Origin of the sequence: Anaeroplasma sp., from assembly GCF_034179385.1 — a bacterium.
Classification (GTDB): domain Bacteria; phylum Bacillota_I; class Bacilli_A; order Acholeplasmatales; family Anaeroplasmataceae; genus Anaeroplasma.
On record NZ_JAXFPY010000112.1, the window covers coordinates 1 to 22,422 of the forward strand.

17 protein-coding genes and 1 riboswitch are annotated in these 22,422 nt (G+C 34.8%); of the genes, 1 reads left to right on the forward strand and 16 read right to left on the reverse strand.

What is annotated here, in order from left to right:
- Positions 1 to 286: 286 nt before the first annotated feature.
- The 16 genes from SPJ17_RS07325 to SPJ17_RS07400 all read right to left on the reverse strand — a co-directional run bounded on the left by SPJ17_RS07325 (position 287) and on the right by SPJ17_RS07400 (position 20,842).
- Positions 287 to 847, reverse strand: coding sequence for an L-threonylcarbamoyladenylate synthase (locus tag SPJ17_RS07325; protein ID WP_321094221.1), 561 nt, complete (start codon positions 845 to 847; stop codon positions 287 to 289).
- Complete coding sequence (gene prmC / locus SPJ17_RS07330) at positions 832 to 1,695, reverse strand: peptide chain release factor N(5)-glutamine methyltransferase (protein WP_321094224.1); 864 nt, start codon at positions 1,693 to 1,695, stop codon at positions 832 to 834. The genes SPJ17_RS07325 and prmC overlap by 16 nt, the downstream gene beginning before the upstream one ends.
- Positions 1,692 to 2,321 carry an 8-oxo-dGTP diphosphatase gene (locus SPJ17_RS07335; RefSeq protein WP_321094261.1) on the reverse strand — a complete coding sequence of 210 codons (630 nt, stop codon included), beginning with the start codon at positions 2,319 to 2,321 and terminating at the stop codon, positions 1,692 to 1,694. The genes prmC and SPJ17_RS07335 overlap by 4 nt, the downstream gene beginning before the upstream one ends.
- 80 nt (positions 2,322 to 2,401) lie before the next feature.
- Positions 2,402 to 4,198: an ABC transporter ATP-binding protein gene (locus SPJ17_RS07340; protein WP_321094226.1), complete on the reverse strand. Its 1,797-nt coding sequence runs from the start codon at positions 4,196 to 4,198 to the stop codon at positions 2,402 to 2,404.
- Positions 4,198 to 5,997, reverse strand: coding sequence for an ABC transporter ATP-binding protein (locus SPJ17_RS07345; RefSeq protein ID WP_321094229.1), 1,800 nt, complete (start codon positions 5,995 to 5,997; stop codon positions 4,198 to 4,200). Before SPJ17_RS07345 ends, SPJ17_RS07340 begins: the two co-directional genes overlap by 1 nt.
- An 18-nt stretch (positions 5,998 to 6,015) precedes the next feature.
- Complete coding sequence (locus tag SPJ17_RS07350) at positions 6,016 to 6,942, reverse strand: GTP-binding protein (protein WP_321094231.1); 927 nt, start codon at positions 6,940 to 6,942, stop codon at positions 6,016 to 6,018.
- Positions 6,943 to 7,154: 212 nt separating this feature from the next.
- Entirely contained in the window at positions 7,155 to 8,702 is a 1,548-nt protein-coding gene (gene guaA, locus SPJ17_RS07355) for a glutamine-hydrolyzing GMP synthase (protein ID WP_321094234.1), read from the reverse strand.
- A 21-nt stretch (positions 8,703 to 8,723) separates the two neighbouring features.
- Entirely contained in the window at positions 8,724 to 10,016 is a 1,293-nt protein-coding gene (purB, locus tag SPJ17_RS07360) for an adenylosuccinate lyase (protein WP_321094236.1), read from the reverse strand.
- 1 nt (position 10,017) lies between these two features.
- Positions 10,018 to 10,878 carry a bifunctional methylenetetrahydrofolate dehydrogenase/methenyltetrahydrofolate cyclohydrolase FolD gene (folD, locus tag SPJ17_RS07365; RefSeq protein ID WP_321094238.1) on the reverse strand — a complete coding sequence of 287 codons (861 nt, stop codon included), beginning with the start codon at positions 10,876 to 10,878 and terminating at the stop codon, positions 10,018 to 10,020.
- A gap of 9 nt (positions 10,879 to 10,887) precedes the next feature.
- Positions 10,888 to 12,135 carry a phosphoribosylamine--glycine ligase gene (gene purD, locus SPJ17_RS07370; RefSeq protein WP_321094241.1) on the reverse strand — a complete coding sequence of 416 codons (1,248 nt, stop codon included), beginning with the start codon at positions 12,133 to 12,135 and terminating at the stop codon, positions 10,888 to 10,890.
- Positions 12,136 to 12,150: 15 nt separating this feature from the next.
- A complete protein-coding gene (gene purH, locus SPJ17_RS07375) occupies positions 12,151 to 13,704 on the reverse strand; it encodes a bifunctional phosphoribosylaminoimidazolecarboxamide formyltransferase/IMP cyclohydrolase (RefSeq protein ID WP_321094244.1) in 1,554 nt (517 codons plus the stop codon).
- Between the two features lie 2 nt (positions 13,705 to 13,706).
- Complete coding sequence (gene purN / locus SPJ17_RS07380; protein ID WP_321094247.1) at positions 13,707 to 14,276, reverse strand: phosphoribosylglycinamide formyltransferase; 570 nt, start codon at positions 14,274 to 14,276, stop codon at positions 13,707 to 13,709.
- 1 nt (position 14,277) lies between these two features.
- The gene (gene purM, locus SPJ17_RS07385; RefSeq protein WP_321094249.1) at positions 14,278 to 15,312 is read right to left on the reverse strand and encodes a phosphoribosylformylglycinamidine cyclo-ligase; all 1,035 of its coding nucleotides are present in this window, start codon (positions 15,310 to 15,312) and stop codon (positions 14,278 to 14,280) included.
- Between the two features lie 21 nt (positions 15,313 to 15,333).
- Positions 15,334 to 16,047, reverse strand: a complete 714-nt coding sequence (purC, locus tag SPJ17_RS07390) for a phosphoribosylaminoimidazolesuccinocarboxamide synthase (protein ID WP_321094251.1) — start codon at positions 16,045 to 16,047, stop codon at positions 15,334 to 15,336.
- Positions 16,048 to 16,059: 12 nt separating this feature from the next.
- The gene (locus tag SPJ17_RS07395) at positions 16,060 to 19,755 is read right to left on the reverse strand and encodes a phosphoribosylformylglycinamidine synthase (protein WP_321094254.1); all 3,696 of its coding nucleotides are present in this window, start codon (positions 19,753 to 19,755) and stop codon (positions 16,060 to 16,062) included.
- A gap of 1 nt (position 19,756) precedes the next feature.
- Positions 19,757 to 20,842: a 5-(carboxyamino)imidazole ribonucleotide synthase gene (locus tag SPJ17_RS07400; RefSeq protein WP_321094257.1), complete on the reverse strand. Its 1,086-nt coding sequence runs from the start codon at positions 20,840 to 20,842 to the stop codon at positions 19,757 to 19,759.
- A 158-nt stretch (positions 20,843 to 21,000) separates the two neighbouring features.
- Positions 21,001 to 21,102, reverse strand: a riboswitch (purine riboswitch).
- Between the two features lie 129 nt (positions 21,103 to 21,231).
- Here SPJ17_RS07400 and SPJ17_RS07405 point away from each other — a divergent pair.
- A partial coding sequence (locus tag SPJ17_RS07405; RefSeq protein WP_321094259.1) for an MATE family efflux transporter occupies positions 21,232 to 22,422 on the forward strand: 1,191 nt, incomplete at its 3' end.

Genomic DNA, 22,422 nt, shown 5'->3' on the forward strand with positions numbered 1-22,422 from the left:
GAACACAAAGAAGTATCATTAGAATTTGATGAATCAAAAGAAAAGAAACCAAAACAAGCATATATTCCACCTATGACTCATCCATGGAAGAAAGCATCCTTTGACAGTTTCGTAGCAAAACAAAAACACCGCCTTAAACAAAATTAAAGCAGTGCTCATATTAAATAAATTATAGGAACTTTTCAAAAGTCATTGACACAACTATTTTATCTTTTTTTGAAGAAAAAAATGCCCAATGTTTTTAGGCAATTTTAAACCAAATATTTTTATCTATTTTTGTCTTTTTTTATTGTAAAATACTCTTTAAAAATTCTTCGATTTCTTCCTTTTTAATTGGACCTTCTCTTAGAATCTTTACTTCCTTATTATTTACTGAGACAACAGTAGATGGCTTATTCATGGATTCTGTCGTTGTGTCATAGATTTGATCTACGAATCCACTATATTCCTTTACAATTTCATCATATTCATTTAAAGGAACCGTACCAGATTCATTTACACTAGTTGTAAGCATTGGACCATTTTCTAATAATATCTTTAGCGCAAGCTCATGATTTGGAATACGAACACCAATGGTTTTATAGCCAATGGTATCTATAATATCCTTCTTACTATTTAGGATTAATGTAAATCCGCCGGGTAAGAATTTTTGAATTAAAGCTTTAGAGATTTCATCTACGATAGCAATTTCTTCAATTTGCTCCAGATTTGCACATAAGCAAGCCAAAGGCTTTTCCTTTGGTCTATGCTTAATATTATATATTCTTTCTATTCCCTCTATATCCCCTATCTTAGTTCCAATACCATATACTGTATCTGTTGGGAATATAATTACTCTTCCTGCCATGTAAAATCACCGACATAGATAAATGTCATTCGATCCTTTCCTTCTAAATCCTTTATGCATTCTGCCTTACACTCAGGAAAATACTTTTTACATAAGGCAAGCATTTCTTCCTTTTTATCATAGCCATGTTCAAAGGCAACAAGTGCCTTCTTATTTAATAATGGACGAAGGCCTTGTAGAATAATACGATAGAATTTCATTCCATCATCTCCACCAAATAAAGCTAAATTAGGCTCATTATCCTTAACTAAGGAATCCACATCCTCATTTTCTGGAATATATGGAGGATTCGATACAAAGATATCGAATTTTTTACCCTTTAAAGGAGTAAGCATATCTCCTTGTAGGAATTTAACATTTGCATCAAATTTCTGATTGTTTAATTTTGCAACCTCTAAGGCTTCTTTTGAAATATCTGTTGCCACAACATGCATATTAGGCTCTTCCTTTGCTAATGTAATCGCAATACATCCAGAACCCGTTGCTAAATCACATACCTCAACCTTTTTGCCACCGAAGTGCTCATCATATTTATATAATATGTTTTCTACTAATTCCTCTGTTTCGAATCTTGGAATTAATACATTCTCGTTTACGATAAAATCATATCCATAAAAGCAGGATGTACCAATCAAATATTGAATAGGCTTATTTTCATGTAAATACTTATCAAAGATTTCATTGAATTTATTTACATATTCCTCTTCAATTTCTTCCCCTCTTTTCATAAATAAAGCATTCGTTTCTAAATTACAAATATGCTCTAATAGCAATACGACTGCAGAATCCTCTTTGTTATTTTCTAATGCTTCATTTTCCTTTGATTTCATAAACTCTAAATAGGTCATAGCTTTTTACTTCCTTTAAATATATTCTTTTGATAATATAGCTCCATTTCAAAATAAGAGTCATCCTCCATCATTTCCTTTAGGAACACTCTATCTCCATCCCATAGATTTAAATCAAAAATCTTATCCTTATCTATCCAAGAAAGGCTTCCCTCATCCGATGGAGTTATGAACCCCTCAAATTCATTTGAGGTATATAGATGCATAAGCTCTGTGTAATCATCATCAATAAAATAGATTAGACCACGCTTTGTATAATCTAATAATCGTATTCCAGTTTCTTCCTTAACCTCTCTTATTAATGCATCATCAGGCTCCTCATTATATTCTATATGACCACCAATTCCAAGCCATTTTCCTTCATTTAAATCATTTTTTCTTTTATTTCTTAATAGCATTAAATACTTATTATTTCTTTCTATATAGCATAATACCGTTTCTACATATTTTCTTATAACATTCTCTTCTCTAACATCCTTTATGATGACCTTCTCATCATCGATAATGCTTGTTACATCGTAAAAAAAGCCTAAGTGGTCTTGGTCAATCGCAAAAACATTACCTCTATAGATATTATCATCCTTCATTTTAAATTCAATATAATCTCTAAGCTCATATTTTGGCATTTCCAATTCAACCACCACCACATCACATATATTATAGAGCAAAAAGAGAAAAAGAGATACCCGAAAGTATCCCTTTATCATTAATTTTTGCCTTCAAATTGAAGCTTATAAAGCTTATAGTAATAGCCATGCTTAGCTAAAAGCTCCTGGTGATTACCATGCTCTATGATTTCACCCTTCTGTAGTACCATAATTTGGTCCGCATGCTGGATAGTAGATAATCTATGAGCAACGACAAGCATTGTACCAATATTCTTAATCTTTTCTAAGGATTCTTGAATTAATACTTCTGTTTCTGTATCAATATTTGCTGTAGCCTCATCTAGAATTAGAATTTGTGGATCCGCTAAAACTGTTCTTGCAAAGGATAATAGCTGACGCTGTCCTTGGCTAAAGTTTTCACCACGTTCAATAACCTCTTCATCTAGACCCTTTGGAAGCTTCTTGATGAAGGAATCCGCATTAACATATTCACAAACTCTCATAATTTCATCATCATGATATTTTGTATCATGAAGAGTAATATTATCTCTTATAGAACCACTAAATAGGAATACATCCTGTAGCATTTGACCAATCTTTGCTCTTAAGGATTCTATCTTAATATGTGTAATATCAATATCATCAATTAAGATTTGACCCTTTTGAATCTCATAATTTCTGACAATTAAGGATAGAATGGTTGTCTTACCTGCACCGGTTGCGCCAACAAAGGCTACGGTTTGCTTAGGTAGGATAGTAAAGGATACATCTTTTAAAATCCAATCCTCATCCTCATAGGCAAACCAAACATGCTTAAATTCAATCTTACCCTCAAAATGATCAATTTCAATAGCATCCTCGCTATCTAATACATCTGGCTTTACATCCATTAAATTAAATAATCTTTCTGATGCAGTAAATGCCTTTTGTAAATTATTTAATTGATCAGCTAAATTTTGAATTGGATTAAAGAATCTAGAAATTAATTGATAATATGCAACAATATCACCAGCACTCATTGCAAAAATCCAACCAAAATAGAAATTAACTGCAACAGAGGAAATATAAATCATGGTAATGAATGGTCTATAAATACCAAAGCATAGAACAACTTGGAATCTTGCCTTACGTACATTATCATTCTTTTCAATGAATTCAGAATCCTTATAGCGCTGTTGGTTAAAGATTTGGGTAATCTTCATACCAGATAGATTCTCATTAAGATATGTATTCATATCAGAAATCGATTTTCTTTCCTTAGTGAAGATTCTATTAACAATTTTCGAGAAGATAAAGGAGGATATCGCAACAATTATAACAGGAACTGCCATAATTAAGGATAGCTTCCAGCTATAGAAGAACATTACAGCATAAACAGTTACAACATATAATATATTCTTAAATACATTAACAATTACATTTGTGAATAAATCACTCATGGATTGTGTATAATTACATACTCTTGTAACTAAGGAACCAACAGGCATCTCATTAAACTGATTTTGGCTCATATTTTGAATATGAGTAAATACATCCATTCTTAATCTATAAATAATTCTTTGACCAGCCTTTTGTAATAGCATAGATTCAATATAAATAAATGCCATATTCACTACTGCAATCACAAAATAAACAATAGATAAAATTAATATAGTTCTATAATTATCATAGCTTAATTGGGAATTTCCAAACAATGTCTCAAAGCCTTCTAAGGCATCTGTAATTTTACCTGTTAGAATGGGAAGTGTAATATCTAGCGCAACATTTATTGCTAGTAATACTATTGCTAAAATGAAGGATAATAATTCAGGCTTAACATATTGCATCGTACGAGATAAAATCTCTTTTACGCTCATTTTATGATCGCCCTTTAAACGGTTTAATTCATCTTCCATTACTTTGCACCTCCTTCTACTTCCTTTTCAAGCTCCTGTAGATATACCATACGCTTGTATGTAGGAGATGTGTTTAATAAATTCTCAGGTGTATCAAATGCTTCAACCATACCATCATTTAATACTAGGATACGGTTTAGCTTAGATACCGTAGATACACGGGATGCGATAACGATTGTTGTCTTACCCTTTCTCTTTTCTCTTATATTTCTTAAAATGGTTTCCTCTGTCTTTACATCTACTGCTGAAACAGAATCATCCATAATCATAATTGGAGATTCCTTAATATAGGCTCTCGCAATGGAAATTCTTTGTTTTTGTCCACCAGATAGTGTAACACCTCTTTCTCCAGATATCGTATCATATCCTTGCTTAAATGCAGCAATATTGTCGTGTACATCAGCAAATATTGCGGCATTTTGAATAGAAATAGGATCCTTTTTTCTATCGGAGAATGCAATATTATTATAAATCTTATCACTGAATAAGAAATTATCCTGTGGAACATATGCGATAGCATTTCTTATGGATGTAATATCGCAATCCATAATATCATGACCATCAATTAATATAGAGCCCTTATCTACGTTATATAAGCGAAGTAAGGAATTTACTAGGGTCGTTTTACCACAACCAATTTTACCAACAATACCAATGGTTTCTCCTGCTTCAATTTCGAAGGTTACATCCTTTAAGGATTTCACCTCAACAGGGGCATCTGGATAGGAGAATGAAAAATGGTTGAATGTGATTTTGCCAGAAACATTATCAAGCACATATGCATTCTCTGGATTTTTAATATCCTCCTCTGCATCTAAGAAGGCTTGAACTCTCTTTAAGGAAGCCTTAGCACGGCTTCTCATGGAAACAATTTGACCCATAGCAATCATTGGCCAAATCAATGTATCAAAATAACCAAAGAAGGTTACAAGACCGCCTGCATCAATTTCTATTGTATGGCCAAATATAACCATATATTCACCTATAACCGTTGCATATACGGCATATCCACCAAATCCTAATACCATAGCGGCGATAGCGGCGATAATTACTTCAATTAAACCATCAAATATAACACTAATTCTTGCGTAGGAAACATTCTTTAATTGATTCTTTCTTGCAATTTTTGCGAATGCATGAAGCTTTGCATTTTCCTTTACAAAAGCTTTAATTACACGAATACCTGTAAAGTTTTCCTGTGAAAAATCATATAGTTCATCATAATTTTTCTGTCTTTCAAGCCAAAGCTTAGACATAAACGTTTCAATTAGGAATCCCCATAAAATAATTAATACCATAGGTATGAATGCCAAGATGGAAAGTGCCCAATCGAGCTGAACCATTTTTACAATAACCAATATACCTAAGAAAAATGAATCAACGATATTAACCACACCAAAGCCTGCATATTCCTCTATAGTTTCAAGGTCTGTTGTAAACCAGCTCATAATAGATCCTACCTTGTTTTCGTGGTAGTACTTTTGACTCAAACGTTCACTTTTCAAAAACATTTCATGCCTAAGGCCAGCCTCAACACGACCAGATGCATTAAACAATGTAAAACGCCAAAGCATTCTACCGCCAAACATTACAACAGCATCAAATAAACTCATGATTAGAATGTGCTGCATTTGAGCTTCTGCATCTAAAGGCTTGTCATTGATAATGTTTACAATATCACCTAAGAATTCTGGAATCCATAGCTGTACATAATCTACTGCAATAAGGGCAGCTATACCAAGTAGGTACATCCAGGAATACTTCATGTAATACTTAAACATATGTCTATTGAACAGCATACATTTTCTCCCTTCTATTTACTTTTCAATTACTTCTTTAATCTTATCCTCTAATAAATTTTCTCCTATGACAATAATGACATCCTGTCCTGCTCTAATAGGGGAAACATCAAAGGAGTCTTTGGTTAAATTCATTAAATACCAAGAATCGGCTTCCATAAAAAAGCCTTTAATTCTTATAACATTCCCATATGCCTTATCCATAAATAATTTCTTAGATATTTCTAATAAATAATCCTTTTTTAGCATTTTATTCATAAAGCATATGGAAGAATAATTATTTTCCTGCATAACGGTTTTCTTTTCAAAGGAATAGCTGTGATATCCACTATTCATTATATTTTGAAAGACAGAATCAAAAAAGGCAGCATGATGACCTAAATAGGCCTCGTTTTCTTGAATTCTTCTTGTACATCCTATAGCTTCTAGGGATTTATTCACCTTAGCTAATAAATCTTCTTTTCTTTTATTTCCAACCTTTGTAAAGATAATCGCTCCTGCAGGAGCAAGCTGGCTTGAAAATAGATACTCTGTATCACTATCCTTAATTTCAATATTCGAATCTACAATAGTGATCACAGAACCAATTTCATACCAATTTTCAAGTGGATCATCATAGATTAAATCAAAGAATTCATCGGTATCAAAGATCCCAGATGGCTCCACAATTACTCTTGTATATCCACTCATAGCCATGGAGATAAGTTTTGTTTTAAAGCGTCTTAGGTGGCAATCGTATGAGCAACCACCAGCAATCATTTCGATTTCGCAAGAAGGTCCTCTTAAATCACTTAAGAGCATCATATCGACATTGACTGCACCGTAGTCATTTTCTAAAATGCCAACTCTTTCTCCATTTTTAATTAGGTACTCCACATATTTTCTAATGAAGGTGGTTTTACCAGAGCCTAAAAAGCCAGTTATTAAATCAATTTTAATATTCATTTTACATAAAACACCTCCAAAGTACTAAAAACCGCGACAAAAATGTCACGGGTATCTTTAGTTTTCAAAAAACTACAATAGCTCCTAATTTGTCGCCTAGTATATTTTAGCATAATTGTTATTGATGTCAATTACCTATATAGATACCGCCGTAATATTTATATTATCGAAAGAGGCAGAGCATAATAACTCTGCCTAAGTCATTTAAAATTTTATTCGAATTCAATTGTTGCAGGTGGTTTTGATGTGCAATCTAAAAGTACTCTATTTACACCTGGTACTTCATTTACGATTCTTCTTGAAATAATATCAAGTACATCGTATGGAATCCTTGCCCAATCGGCAGTCATAAAATCGGAAGTTTGTACTGCTCTTAATGCGATTGCATAATCATAGGTTCTACCATCACCCATTACACCTACACTTCTCATATTGGTAAGTGCGGCAAAATATTGTCCTAAATTGCAGGATTTATCTACTCCTGCCTTATCAATTTCCTCACGATAAATGGCATCCGCCTCTTGAACAATTTTAACCTTTTCAGGAGTTACATCACCAATAATACGAATACCTAAGCCTGGGCCTGGGAATGGCTGACGGTAAACTAGGTAATCTGGAATACCAAGCTCAAGTCCAACCTTTCTTACCTCATCTTTGAATAATAGTCTTAATGGCTCGATAATTTCTTTAAAATCTACTACGCTTGGAAGTCCACCTACGTTATGGTGAGACTTAATGGTTGCAGATTTACCGAGACCAGATTCGATAACATCAGGGTAAATTGTACCTTGAACTAGGAAATCTACCTTGCCAATCTTTTTGGCCTCATCTTCGAATACTCGAATGAATTCCTCGCCAATAATTTTTCTTTTTCTTTCAGGTTCTACTACTCCCTTTAATTTTTCATAGAATCTATCCTGTGCATTAACACGAATGAAGTTTAGCTTATATGGACCCTTAGGACCAAATACTGCCTCAACCTCATCTCCTTCATTTTTACGAAGTAGGCCATGATCTACGAATACACAAGTTAATTGCTCACCTACAGCCTTAGATAATAATACTGCAGCGACACTTGAATCTACTCCACCGGATAGTGCACATAAAACCTTACCGTTTCCTACCTTAGTACGAATTGCCTCAATCGTAGTCTTTACAAAATCAGCCATCTGCCAATCACCCTTACAGCCGCATACATCATATACGAAGGAACGAATCATCTTCATACCCTCTATAGAATGCATTACCTCTGGGTGGAACTGTACAGCGTATAGCTTCTTTTCTTTATTTTCCATAGCTGCAACAGGGCATGTATTTGTTTTAGCAGTAACTGTAAAGCCCTTTGGAGCTTTTGATACATAATCTGTATGACTCATCCATACCTGAGTTTCCTTATTACAATCCTTAAATAAAAGGGAAGTATTTTCTACATTTACTAATGTTTTACCATATTCTGATTTTGGAGCATGTAAAACCTCTCCACCTAAGGAATATGCCATAAATTGGCATCCATAGCAAATACCTAAAACAGGAATACCTAGCTCAAAGATTTCCTTATCGATTAATGGAGAATCCTCTCCATAAACAGAATTAGGTCCACCAGTAAAAATAATACCCTTTGGGTTAAATTCTTTAATTTTTTCGAGTGGAATATTGTAAGGCTTAACCTCACAATAAACATTACATTCTCTTACTCTCCTTGCGATTAGCTGATTATACTGACCACCGAAGTCTAAAACTAATACCTTTTCATTTTCCATGAAATCACCCCCAAAAATATATTACTTAATACCTAAACGGTTAAATATATAATCTACATTCTTCATATAGTAATCTAAGGTGAAGCATTCATCAATTTCTTCGTTTGTTAAAACACTAGAAATGGTCTCATCAAGCTTTAACAATTCCTGATATTGCATCTTTTCCTCTAGAGCCTTCATAGCTATAGGCTGAACAGTATCATAAGCCTTTTCTCTTACAAAGCCCTTTTCAATTAGCTTATATAAAACTCTTTGAGCAAAGATTACTCCCTTAGTTAAATAAATATCTTCCATCATTTTTTCTGGGTATACTACTAGATTTTCTAGAATTCCCTTAAAACGATTTAACATATAATCTAATAATTCTGTGGAATCTGGTAAAATGATTCTTTCTGTTGCAGAGTGAGAAATATCTCTTTCATGCCATAGGGCAATATTTTGATAGAAGGTTTCCATATATCCACGAAGAACTCTTGCGCAGCCACAAATATTTTCAGAAGAAATAGGGTTTCTCTTATGAGGCATTGCAGAGGATCCCTTTTGTCCCTTAGAGAAGGCTTCTTCGGTTTCATGAACCTCCTGACGAGATAAATTTCTAATCTCTAGGGCCATCTTTTCAAGCTCAGATGCAATTAAGGCTAAGCATGCCATATAATGTGCATGTCTATCTCTTTGTAATACCTGTGTAGAAATAAGTGCATAATTTATTCCTAAATCCTTGCATACATATTCTTCAATTTGTGGTGGAATGTTTGCAAAATTACCAACAGCACCAGATAATTTACCAACCTCTACCTCTTTTCTAGCATAATCAAATCTTTCTAGGCATCTTACCATATCTTCATACCATAATGCCCATTTTAATCCAAAGGATGTAATATCTGCATGCATACCATGCGTTCTACCGATACATGGAGTATATTTAAACTCCATAGCTCTTTTCTTTAAAACATCCATAATGGCTACAATATCACGTCTTAAAATTTCATTTGCTTGCTTTAGTAGGTAGCCACTTGCTGTATCAACAACATCCGTTGATGTTAATCCATAGTGAATCCATTTCTTTTCCTCACCTAACGATTCGCCTACAGCTCTTGTGAAGGCAACAACATCATGCTTTGTAATTGCTTCAATTTCTTTAATTCTATCTACAGTAAATGTAGCCTTATCTAGCTTTGGTAAATCTTCCTTTGGTACAACGCCAAGCTCACTCCATGCCTTCGCATTGGAAATCTCAACCTTCAAATAAGCATTGAACTTATTTTCCTCAGTCCAGATATCGCGCATAACCTTACGGCTGTAACGTTCTATCATTTTACTTTTCCTCCATATGTCTTAAGAAGCATTCAATTGTATTTTCCATTAAGCAAGTAATGGTCATAGGTCCAACACCACCTGGTACCTTTGTAATATAGGATGCCTTTTCCTTTACATGTTCAAAATCAACATCTCCACAAAGCTTACCAGTCTCTAAATTTCTATTGACACCAACATCGATAACTACTGCGCCTTCCTTTACCATATCCTCTTGAACAAATAAAGGCTTACCTAGGGCAGCGATTAAAATATCTGCTTCTTTGGTTACTTCACTTAAATTCTTTGTATGGCTATGACAAATTGTAACAGTGGCATTTCTATCAAGTAATAGCTTAGATACAGGCATACCAACAATATTCGATCTACCGATAACTACAGCTCTTTTACCTTCAATTTCAATGTGAGCATAATCTAAGATTTCCATAATACCCTTAGGAGTACAAGAAATGATACCCTTCTGCTTTAAATAAAGGGATGCAACATTCACTGGATGGAATCCATCCACATCCTTTTGTGGAATAATTGCATTAATGATGAAATCAGAATCCATATGCTTTGGTAGTGGTAATTGTACTAATATACCATCAACACTATCATCTTCATTTAATTCATTAACAATATTTAAAAGCTCCTCTTGGCTTATGGTATCAGGCTTTCTAATCGTAGTATTTTTAATACCAATTTCAACACATGCCTTTTCCTTGCCCTTAACATAGGATACACTACCTGGATCTTCACCAACTAAAACAACAGCCAAATGAGGAACTCTTCCATATTTTCCTTCAAAATGGGATACCTCTTCCTTCATTTGTGCTCTTCTTTTTTCAGCTAGCTCCTTACCACTTATTATTATTGCCATAATCCATACCTACTTTCTATATGCTTTCGCACCGATATCTGTTCTATGGAACAAGTTGTCACATTTAATTTCATTTACAAGTGCTAAAGCTTTTTTATTTGCAGCCTCTAGGGTATCTCCCTTGGCAACCGCAAATAAGACTCTACCACCATTCGTAACTAAATTACCATTGTCATCAACCTTTGTTCCCATATGATAGATATCAGAGGAATCTGCGTTTTCAATAACAAATCCCTTTTTATAGTCTCCAGGATAACCCTTTGAGGCTAATACGATACCTATAGTATAACACTTTTCCCATTCAAGTACAGGACAATTACCATCAATTACCTGATTAAATGCATCAAAAATATCACTAGATAATCTAGGTAAAACTACCTCAGTTTCAGGATCTCCAAATCGAGCATTAAATTCAATAACCTTAATGCCAGACTTTGTCTTCATTAATCCACCATATAAAACACCAGTAAATGGAACATTCTCCTTTACCATTGCAAGAGCGGTTGGAATCATAATCTCGTTAAGTGCATATTGATAATCTTCTTCTGTAATAAATGGTAATGGGGAATATGCACCCATACCACCGGTATTCGGGCCTAAATCATTATCATAAGCTCTCTTATGATCCTGTGCTAATTGAAGAGGATATACATTTTCTCCATTTACAAAGCACATGAAGGAAAATTCAGGTCCCTCTAAATATTCTTCAATTACAACCTTGCCATGACCAAAATGATCATCTAATAGCATATCCTTTAAAGCATAAACTGCCTCATCATAGGTTGTAGCAATGACAACACCCTTTCCAGCAGCAAGTCCATCATATTTAATTACTATTGGAAGAGAATGATTTTTTACATATTCTAATGCATCTGCATAATTATTAAAGGATTTATAAGAAGCTGTTGGAATATTGTATTTTACCATTAAATCCTTAGCAAATTCCTTAGAGGATTCGATTTGTGCTGCAGCCTTTGTAGGACCAAAAGCCTTAACACCAGCCTCTCTTAGCTTATCGATAATACCTAAAGCTAAGGATGCCTCAGGGCCAACAACAACTAAATCTATTTTCTCTTCCTTAGCAAATAGAACTATTTTTTCAACCTCTGTATCCTTAATATTTACGCACATAGCAAGCTTTGCAATACCAGCATTACCTGGTGCTGCATATATTTCATCTACCTTAGGTGATTTAGATAGAGCATGCACAATGGCATGCTCCCTTCCTCCTCCACCTACAACTAAAACCTTAGCCATAGAATTACTCCTTAATTAATGTTTAAAATGACGCATTCCAGTGAATGTCATAGGAACGCCCTTAGCGTTTGCAAGATCAATGGAATCCTGATCCTTCTTAGATCCACCAGGCTGTACAACAGCAACAACTCCATTAGCAATACCATATTCTAGTGTATCTGCAAATGGGAAGAATGCATCAGAAGCTAAAGTCATGCCATCCATAACTCCTCTAGAATGAGCCTCCTCAATGGCAATCTTTGCTGCACCAACACGGTTCATCTGCCCTGCACCAACGCCACAGGTTACACCATTTTTAACAACTACAATTGCATTAGACTTAACATGCTTAACAATCTTCCAGCCAAAGTTCATATCTTGAAGCTGTGCTTCTGTTGGTTTAACACTTGTTACCGTCATATCCTCTGTAATTGTCTTCATTTCTGTATCTAAATCCTGAACTAATAATCCACCATTTACGGATACATATTGCTTAGTCTTAGGGAAGTCGCCTAGCTTATACTGAATAATTCTTAAATCCGGACGCTTAGAGAATGCAGCTAATGCCTCCTCTGTATATCCTGGAGCTAAAATAACCTCAAGGAAAATAGATTTACCCTTCTGGCCGTGGTCGAACTTAATTAGGTTTGCAGCCTCACCATCGATTACCTGGTTTGTTGCAACAATACCACCAAAAATAGAAACTGGATCCGATTCATAAGCCTTTAACCAAGCTTCCTTTAAATCCTTACCTACTGCAGCTCCACATGGGTTCATATGCTTTAAGCCCATAGCAAATGGCTGATCGCCAAATTCTCTTACGATATTTAATGCTGCATTGGCATCCTGGATATTATTATAAGATAATTCCTTACCCTGAATTTGAACTGCATTCGCTAAGGAATAAGGGATATCCTTATCTGTCACAAAGAATTTTGCGGCCTGATGAGGGTTTTCACCATATCTTAAGGATTGAACTAAGTCACCCTCTAGGAATAGCTTTTCATTTAAGCCAGCCTTTTCTCTCATATATTCTGCAATCATTGTGTCATATTCAGCAGTTAATGTATAAACCTTTGCAGCAAGACGTAATCTTGTTTCATAGGTAGTATCACCATACTCTTTGATTTCAGATAATACCGTATTGTAATCATTAACATCAGAAACAACAGTAACAAACTTATGATTCTTTGCTGCACTTCTTAGCATAGATGGGCCTCCGATATCGATATTCTCGATAGCCTCAGCAAATTCACAGCCCTTTTCAATAGTCTTCTTAAATGCGTATAAATTAACACATACTAAATCAATATACTCAATATTATTTTCAGCAAGCTGCTCCTTATGAGATTCTAAATCTCTTACAGCAAGTAATGCTCCATGAACCTTTGGATGAAGTGTCTTAACACGACCATCTAGGATTTCAGGGAAGCCTGTAACATCAGAAATACCTAATGTAGGAACGCCAGAGGCATCTAATACCTTCTTTGTTCCACCAGTTGAAATAATTTCATAACCTAATTCTACTAATTCCTTACAGAATTCAACAATACCGGTCTTATCTGTAACACTAACTAATGCTCTTTTCATTTTCATATCTCCTTAATTAATTTTGCTACTACTTCTGGGTACATCTCATGCTCAATTTTATGAATTCTAGCCTCAACCTCATCTACGGTTTCACCTTCCGTATAATGGAATGCTCTTTGCTCAATAATCTTACCAGAATCCATACCAGCATCTACATAGTGGATGGTTACACCAAATACCTTTACTCCATAGTTGAATGCATCTTCTATACCATGTGCACCCTTAAATGATGGAAGTAAGGCAGGATGAATATTAATAATTCTTCCTTCATATTTCTTAAGTAATACATATCCACATATTCTCATATAGCCTGCAAGGCAAATAAAATCTACATGGTATTCCTCAAGCTTTTCTACAATTAATTCCTCATATTCCTCTTTCGATGCATAATCCTTAGGGCGGAATATGAAGGCAGGAACATTATGATTTTTAGCTCTTTCATTAACATAGGCGTCCTTCTTATCACAAACCATTAAAACGACCTTACCATCGATTTGGCCATTTTCACAGGCTTGAACTAATGCTTCGAAGTTTGTTCCTGAACCACTGGCAAATATAGCGATATTCTTCATATTACTTTACCAATTCAATATCAACGCCTGGCTTATCTGTAATCTCGCCAATTACATATGCCTTATCGCCAAATTTAGATAATACCTCAATCGCAAATGGAGCTTCCTCCTTTGGCATTGCAAGTACCATACCAATACCCATATTGTAAATGTTAAACATTTCTCTATGTGGTACATTTCCATACTTTTCTAAGAACTTAAATACAGGAAGAATAGGCCAAGTACCTTCAACAACATGAATACCCATACCTTCCTTTAAAATTCTTGGAATATTTTCATCGAAGCCACCACCAGTAATATGGGCAACACCATGAACCTCAGTCTTCTTAATAACCTCTAAAACCTGCTTAACATAGATTCTTGTAGGTGTTAATAGATATTCCCCTAGAGGTAACTCTGAATACTCAGGGATTGGCTTATGTAAATCTAATTTATTATCCTTAATGATTTTTCTTACCAAGGAGAAGCCATTCGAATGTACACCGCTAGATGCAATACCAACTAAAACATCTCCAACAGCCACCTTAGATCCATCAATTAAATCTGCCTTTTCTACTGCACCAACAGTGAATCCTGCAATATCGTATTCACCATCCTGATACATTCCAGGCATTTCTGCGGTTTCACCACCAACTAGGGCACATCCTGCTTGAATACAACCATCAGATACACCCTTAACAATCATTTCAAGCTTTTCAGGAATGTTTTCACCTAATGCTACATAATCTAAGAAAATTAATGGCTCAGCTCCCTGTGCTAACACATCATTAACGCACATAGCTACTGCATCAATACCGATAGTATCATGCTTATCCATTTCAAATGCTAGCTTAAGCTTAGTACCAACACCATCTGTACCAGAAACCAAGATAGGCTCTTTATAGCCTAAGGATGCTAAATCAAACATACCTCCAAAGGAACCAATGTTTCCCATAGAGCCCTTACGATTTGTTGCTGCAACATGCTTTTTAATTCTTCTTACGCCTTCATAGCCAGCCTCTAGGCTAACTCCAGCACTTTCATAACTTTTTGCCATATTCGTACCTCAATTAGATTTTTATTTTAAAGTCTTAAGTCTATTTAAAATTTCAACATAAGCTTCCATAACATTACCTAAATCTCTTCTAAAGCGGTCTTTGTCAAGCTTATCGTTTGTTTCCTTATCCCAAAGTCTACAGCAATCTGGAGAGATCTCGTCAGCTAAAACAATTTCTCCATCTACACTCTTACCAAATTCAACCTTGAAATCTATAAGCTTTACACCAATTTCATCAAACATCTTCTTTAATTCATCATTGACCTTAGATGTTAGTTTATAAATGGTATCAAGCTCTTCATAGCTTGCAGCGCCTACAGCTACTGCATGGTGATCATTAATTAATGGATCACCTAATGCATCATTTTTATAGCAGATTTCAAAGATTGTATTCTTTGGAGTTGTACCCTCAGGCATGCCTAATCTTTTTGCCATAGAGCCTGCAATTGTATTTCTAACTATAACCTCAAGAGGGAAAATCTTTACCTTCTTACATAACTGGTCTGTATCATTTAAGGTTTTGATGTAATGTGTAGGAATTCCTGCTTGAATTAATCGATTATAGATGATTGTTGTAATCGCACAATTTAATTCACCCTTATGAGCGAATTGTGCATGCTTAGCACCATTTCCTGCAGTTGCATCATCCTTAAAATGCATGATGATGATATTTTCATCCTCTGTTGCATAAACCTGTTTTGCCTTTCCCTCGTAAAGCAATTCTTTCTTTTCCATAATAAGCCCTCTTTATTTTCTAAAATATTCAACGGCGTTCTTGAAGATATCCTGTTGCTTATTACCGCTAATATTCTTAAATAGATTCTCTTCATATCTTTCGGAATGTCCCATCTTACCTAAGATTAAGCCATCCTCTGAAATAATACCTTCAATTGCATAGCTTGAGCCATTTGGATTTTCAGGAGCATCCTTAGTAAGATTTCCATCAAAATCTGTATAAGCAAAGGCGATTTGACCTTTCCTTGCTAATTCCTTAGCAAATTCAGGAGAAACTACAAATTTACCTTCACCGTGAGACACTGCAATCGCATGTACCTCACCTGTTTTGTAGCTTGCAAGCCATGGAGATGCATTGGTCATTACCTTTGTGTAAACCATCTGGGAAACGTGGCGGTTTACATCATTACGGAATAATGTAGGTGATTTTTCATTTACCATACCTAATCTACCATATGGTAATAATCCACTCTTTACTAATGCTTGGAATCCATTACAAATACCTAAGATTAATCCCTTTCGATCAAGTAATCTATGAATCGCATCTCTAACCTTTTCTTGATTTAATACATTAGCAATAAATTTACCAGAACCATCTGGTTCATCACCTGCACTAAATCCACCACATAATACGAAGATATCTGCCTTATCGATGTTTTCTGCCATTTCATCAATGGAATTGAATACATCCTCGCTTGTTAAATTCTTAAATACAGTACTCTTTGTTACAGCACCAGCCTTTTGGAAGGCTCTTGCAGTATCATAATCACAGTTTGTACCAGGGAATACTGGAAGATATACAGTAACATTCTTCTTTGTCTTTAATAGAGTAACTTCCTTTTTTGTAGGAGCAATATCCATTAAAGTACAAGTATTTTCACCTTTATCCTTATATACCTTAGTGAACTTTTCTGTATTTGCCTTATATAATTCATCAAGTGTAAAGGTAACCTTATTGAAAGTACCAACTTCCTTTTCAACAGTCTTACCTAAATAAATACAATTTGGATAATCAATTTCAGATTCCGTTTCAATTACGATAGAACCATAATTATATGCATCAAGCTCTCTTTCATCATACTCGATTTCAAAGCCAATCTTATTACCAAAGCTCATCTTAGATACAGCCTCAATAATTCCACCATAGGATAGTGCATATGCAGATTTGATTCTGCCATTTTCAATATTCGATGATACGAAATCAAAATTCATCTTTAATTCATCAACATTTGGAGTATAATCTCTATTCTCATAATGCTTAACTAAATAAATATTATGATTTGGAGCCTTGAATTCTGGAGAAATAACAACTCTAGAATCCACAGTGGTAATACCAAATGCCATTAGCATTGGTGGTACAGAAATATTTTGGAATGTACCACTCATAGAATCCTTTCCGCCAATGGAAGGTAGACCGAATTCATTTTGCATCTTAAGTGCACCAAGTAAGGAAGCTAAAGGCTTTCCCCAAGACTTCTCATTGTGCATTCTTTCAAAATATTCCTGATAAGAGAATCTCATCTTATTGTATCTTGCGCCTGATGCAACAACCTTACTACATGCTTCTACAATTGCATATTCAGCACCGTGGAATGGACTCCATTTCGAAATGAATGGGTTATAACCAAATGCCATAATCGATGCTGTATTTGTATAATGATCCTTTACAGGAAGCTTCTGTACAGAAACCTGAGTCTCTGTTCTTTGGTATTTTCCACCAAATGGCATCAATACAGTAGATGCACCAATCGTCGCATCAAACATTTCAATTAAGCCCTTTTGGCTTAATACATTATCATCGGATAATGTATTTAATACTCTATCCTTTAATTTCGCTCTTCCCTTTAGGAATGGATTTTTATTATCTACTGCAGAAATAGAGGCCCTAGCATAATGATTTGCACCTGCAGAATCAATGAATCTTCTAGAGATATCAACAATCTTTTTACCTCTATAATTCATTACAAGTCTTGGTTCCTTTGTTACGACTGCAACCTCAGAAACCTCAATATTTTCCTCATGGCAATAGCCCATGAATTTTTCTACATCCTTAGGAGCAATAACAACAGCCATTCTTTCTTGTGATTCCGAAATAGCAAGCTCCGTTGCATTTAATCCAGAATATTTCGTAGGAACATTATCTAGATTAATGAGTAAGCCATCTGCAAGCTCACCAATAGCAACAGATACACCACCAGCACCAAAGTCATTCGATTTCTTAATAAGCTTTGTTACCTCAGGTCTTCTAAATAGGTGAGCAATCTTTCTTTCCTCTGGGGCATTACCCTTTTGAACCTCACTTGAGCAAACCTCAATAGACTTTTCTGTATGCTCCTTTGAAGATCCCGTTGCACCGCCAATACCATCTCTACCTGTTCTACCACCTAAAAGTAGGATAACATCTCCTTCTTTTGGTGATTCTCTTCGAATGACATCCGCCTTAACTGCACCAACAACAGCACCAACCTCAAGTCTCTTTGCTACATAATCATTATGGTAGATTTCTCTTACATGTGTAGTTGCAAGACCAATTTGGTTACCATAGGAGGAATAGCCTTGAGCTGCCTTCTGAGATATTACTCTTTGAGGAAGCTTACCAGGAATTGTATCGGAAACCTCGGCATAGATATTTCCTGCACCAGTTACTCTCATAGCCTGGTATACATAGGCTCTACCAGATAGTGGGTCACGAATAGCACCACCTAAGCAAGTAGATGCACCACCGAATGGTTCAATTTCTGTTGGGTGGTTGTGTGTTTCATTTTTGAATTGTAATAACCATTTCTCAGGTTTTCCATCAACATCAATAGTAACAAAGATCGAGCAAGCGTTATTCTCCTCAGATTCCTCTAAATCATCAAGCTTACCAATCTTCTTTAAATATTTTGCACCAATGGTACCTAAATCCATTAGGCAAAGCTTTTTATTTTCTCTATCTAAATCCTTACGCATTTTATAATAAAGATTTAAGCAATCATTCATTTCCTTCTTCATGAAGGATTCATCAATAGTGATTTCAGTTAATATCGTATTAAACGTTGTATGACGACAGTGATCAGACCAATAGGTGTCCAAAATTCTAAGCTCAGTTTCCCATGGGTCTCTTCCTTCCTCCTTAAAGTATTTAACAACACATTTTAAGTCGTCTTGGTTCATCGCAAGACCATATTTCTTACAGAATTCAGGAAGCTCAACATCGCTCATTTCTGTAAAGCCCTCTAAGATCGATACAGGCTTAATTTCAGCCTTCTCTAAATCCGATAGGACAGATAAATCCTTTTCTCTTGCTTCAACTGCATTGATTACATATTTTTTGATTCTTTCTAAATCAGAATCCTTAATATCATCATCTAAAACAATGATTCTTCCAGAACGAATATTGATTTTCGCATTTGGATTTATAAGCTTGCAGCAATCGATTGCGGATGAAGCTCTTTGGTCAAATTGGCCTGGTAAGTATTCTGTTGCAATATATTTTTTACCATTTAAATCTAAGGTATCCGAAACAGTATCCGTTACAACCTCACCAAATACTTGATATCTAGCTTTATTCAGTAAATCCTTTGTAAATCCGAATAAATCATATACATTGATTACTCTAACATTTTTTAGATTTAGGCTAAGATTTAGATTTAAATCTGCTTGCATAGATTTACTTTCTACTTGGTAGCCTTCCTTCTTTTCTACATAAATACGATAATCACCCATATTATTCTTCCTCACTAAATAATTTTTTATATTTTGCATCATATTCCTCTAAGGATGTATCTGTGAAGGTAATGTGCGCCATCTTTCTTCTTTCTCTTACATCCTCTTTATGATAGTCATGAATATGAACCTTATCCTTATTCTCTAGCTTCTTCATATTTTCATAATCAAAGCCTAAAATGTTTTTCATTATAGTTTTTGATTTTAATTTTGGTTTTGTAAGTGGCATATCCAGTAAGAACTTTGCAAGCTCAGAATACTGGCTTACATTACAGCCCTCAATCGTGTAATGCCCACTATTGTGCGGTCTTGGTGCCATCTCGTTAAAATAGAATTCGTCGCCTTTAACAAAGAATTCAATAGTTAAAATTCCATAATATTTCGCTCTTTCCATAAATCTTATGGAGGCTTCTTTTATCCAATCAAAGATAGGAAGATTTGAATCCACGATACATAAATCTAAGATTCCCTTTTTATGCTTATTAATTCCCATTGGGAAGGTTATAATTTCATCCTTAGAACGAATAAGAATAATCGATGTTTCAAAATCATAATCGATAAATTCCTCTAAGATTCCTTCTCCCTTCAAATAAGGATTAACCTTTTCTATATCCTCTTTCGATTTTAAGACAACCTGTCCATGACCATCATAGCCTAGAGTTGTTGTCTTATAAACGGAAGGATAACCAATTTCTTTGATTCCATCCTCTAAATCCTTTTTTGAGTAGATTGGCTTAAACTTAGGAGTTTTAAGTCCTAAATTCTTCGCATTCGTCTTTTCTCTAATTCTGTTTTGAGAATCGAATAAAGGTAAAATCCCCTGAGGGATATTATAGGAATCTCTTATGAATTTTAATTGTTCCGATGGAACATTTTCAAATTCATAAGTTAAAACATCGCTCTTATCTCCTAATTCCTTTAATCCTTCGATATTGTCGTATTCACTTACAATGACCTCGCTACAAACATAGCTTGCAGGGCATTTCGGGTTTGGATCTAGACAAATAGATTCTGCCCCAAGTTCTTTTGCCGCCATAGCTAGCATCATACCTAATTGTCCACCACCAATAATACCAATTTTCTTCATACTATCTCCTAAAAACGAAAAAACAACATTAGACGAATCTAGTGTTGTTCATTGCGCTTAAAAATACCATTACAGAGTAATGGCTTATTCATTTTATTAACGTTACTTCTTAGCTGTATCATGTAAACTCCTTCAAGTAGTCTCTTAATACTTTAAAAATAAGTTAATAGGTCATAAATAGTCCTCTAGTTTAAGGCCAAAGGGTAGAGACTTGTCCGCCATATCCGGACTATTATATCTATGAGCCAATAATATTCTATCATATTTATTTCTTTTCCAAAACAGAAAAAGGTGTATGTAAAACACTTACATTTTTAATTATCGCTTCCCTCCTTTTACTTATGTGAAAAAGTGATATAATTTCAATTACAAGAATTGAAGGTGTTATCATGGAAAGAAAAATAGAAAACAAAATGACTGAAGGAAATCTTTTTTCTAATCTATTCTTCTATTCACTTCCAATTATATTATCCGGAATACTACAATTATTATACAATGCTGCTGACTTAATTGTTTGCGGACAGTTCGGTCATGAGCATGCAACAGGTGCTATATCCTCTACAAGTTCACTAATTAATTTAATTATTCAATTGTTTATGGGATTATCTGTTGGTGCGAATGTTATTATGGCAAGATGCTATGGCGCAAAGGATCAGGATAAGGCCGAAAGGGTTGTTTATACTTCGATGATATTTTCTGTAGTCTTTGGTATCATCTTAGGAGTTGTTGGAATGTTTATGTCAAGAACCTTCCTAGAATGGATGAAGTCTCCTATAGAAACTATAGATCAATCGAGTGCATATTTATTCATTTATTTTATCGGTTTACCTTTTTCTATGATTTACAATTTTGGTGCTGCCATATTTCGAGCGATAGGGAATACAAAGCGTCCATTTATATTTTTAGCACTTTCAGGAATTATTAATGTTTTGTTAAATCTATTATTTGTTATTGCCTTCGATATGAATGTTGAAGGTGTAGCATTGGCTACCATCATCTCACAGGGCATATCTGCACTTTTGATTGTTATTGCCTTATTAAAGAATCATAAATTCTTTAGCTTTTCCTTTAGAGAATTAAGATTCTATAAAAGGGAAGCTTTAGATATTATTAAAATAGGATTACCTGCTGGATTACAATCTACGATATTCTCCTTATCGAATGTACTTATTCAATCCTCGATTAATTCCTTAGGCCCAACGGTAATGGATGGCAATGGTGCCGCATCAAGCCTAGAGGGGTTTATTTATACTTCTATGAATAGTGTTGCTCAAGCATGTGTAGCCTTCGTTTCTGCAAATTATGGTGCAGGCAAAAAGAAAAACATTAAATTAACTGTACTTTATTCCTTAGGACTTGTTTTACTTATGAATGTAGTTACTGGTGGAATTATATTACTTTTCCATAGACCACTACTTTCCTTATATGTTGGAGATGATGCAGCTATCCTAGAAGGCAAAAAAAGGCTATTTATCATAGCCTGTACCTACTTCCTATGTGGTTTTATGGATGTAGGTGCCTATTCCCTAAGAGGAATTGGATATTCTACTTCTCCTGCCATTATATCCCTAATTGGAGCT

What these genes read in the sequence shown, in the direction of transcription:
- purH (WP_321094244.1), bottom strand. Translation starts at nt 13,704, where the DNA reads ATGAAAAGAGCATTAGTTAGTGTTACAGATAAGACCGGTATTGTTGAA.
- SPJ17_RS07325 (WP_321094221.1), bottom strand. Translation starts at nt 847, where the DNA reads ATGGCAGGAAGAGTAATTATATTCCCAACAGATACAGTATATGGTATT.
- purC (WP_321094251.1), bottom strand. Translation starts at nt 16,047, where the DNA reads ATGGAAAAGAAAGAATTGCTTTACGAGGGAAAGGCAAAACAGGTTTAT.
- SPJ17_RS07400 (WP_321094257.1), bottom strand. Translation starts at nt 20,842, where the DNA reads ATGAAGAAAATTGGTATTATTGGTGGTGGACAATTAGGTATGATGCTA.
- guaA (WP_321094234.1), bottom strand. Translation starts at nt 8,702, where the DNA reads ATGGAAAATGAAAAGGTATTAGTTTTAGACTTCGGTGGTCAGTATAAT.
- prmC (WP_321094224.1), bottom strand. Translation starts at nt 1,695, where the DNA reads ATGACCTATTTAGAGTTTATGAAATCAAAGGAAAATGAAGCATTAGAA.
- SPJ17_RS07345 (WP_321094229.1), bottom strand. Translation starts at nt 5,997, where the DNA reads ATGCTGTTCAATAGACATATGTTTAAGTATTACATGAAGTATTCCTGG.
- purM (WP_321094249.1), bottom strand. Translation starts at nt 15,312, where the DNA reads ATGGCAAAAAGTTATGAAAGTGCTGGAGTTAGCCTAGAGGCTGGCTAT.
- purN (WP_321094247.1), bottom strand. Translation starts at nt 14,276, where the DNA reads ATGAAGAATATCGCTATATTTGCCAGTGGTTCAGGAACAAACTTCGAA.
- SPJ17_RS07395 (WP_321094254.1), bottom strand. Translation starts at nt 19,755, where the DNA reads ATGGGTGATTATCGTATTTATGTAGAAAAGAAGGAAGGCTACCAAGTA.
- SPJ17_RS07340 (WP_321094226.1), bottom strand. Translation starts at nt 4,198, where the DNA reads ATGGAAGATGAATTAAACCGTTTAAAGGGCGATCATAAAATGAGCGTA.
- folD (WP_321094238.1), bottom strand. Translation starts at nt 10,878, where the DNA reads ATGGCAATAATAATAAGTGGTAAGGAGCTAGCTGAAAAAAGAAGAGCA.
- SPJ17_RS07335 (WP_321094261.1), bottom strand. Translation starts at nt 2,321, where the DNA reads ATGCCAAAATATGAGCTTAGAGATTATATTGAATTTAAAATGAAGGAT.
- purD (WP_321094241.1), bottom strand. Translation starts at nt 12,135, where the DNA reads ATGGCTAAGGTTTTAGTTGTAGGTGGAGGAGGAAGGGAGCATGCCATT.
- SPJ17_RS07350 (WP_321094231.1), bottom strand. Translation starts at nt 6,942, where the DNA reads ATGAATATTAAAATTGATTTAATAACTGGCTTTTTAGGCTCTGGTAAA.
- purB (WP_321094236.1), bottom strand. Translation starts at nt 10,016, where the DNA reads ATGATAGAACGTTACAGCCGTAAGGTTATGCGCGATATCTGGACTGAG.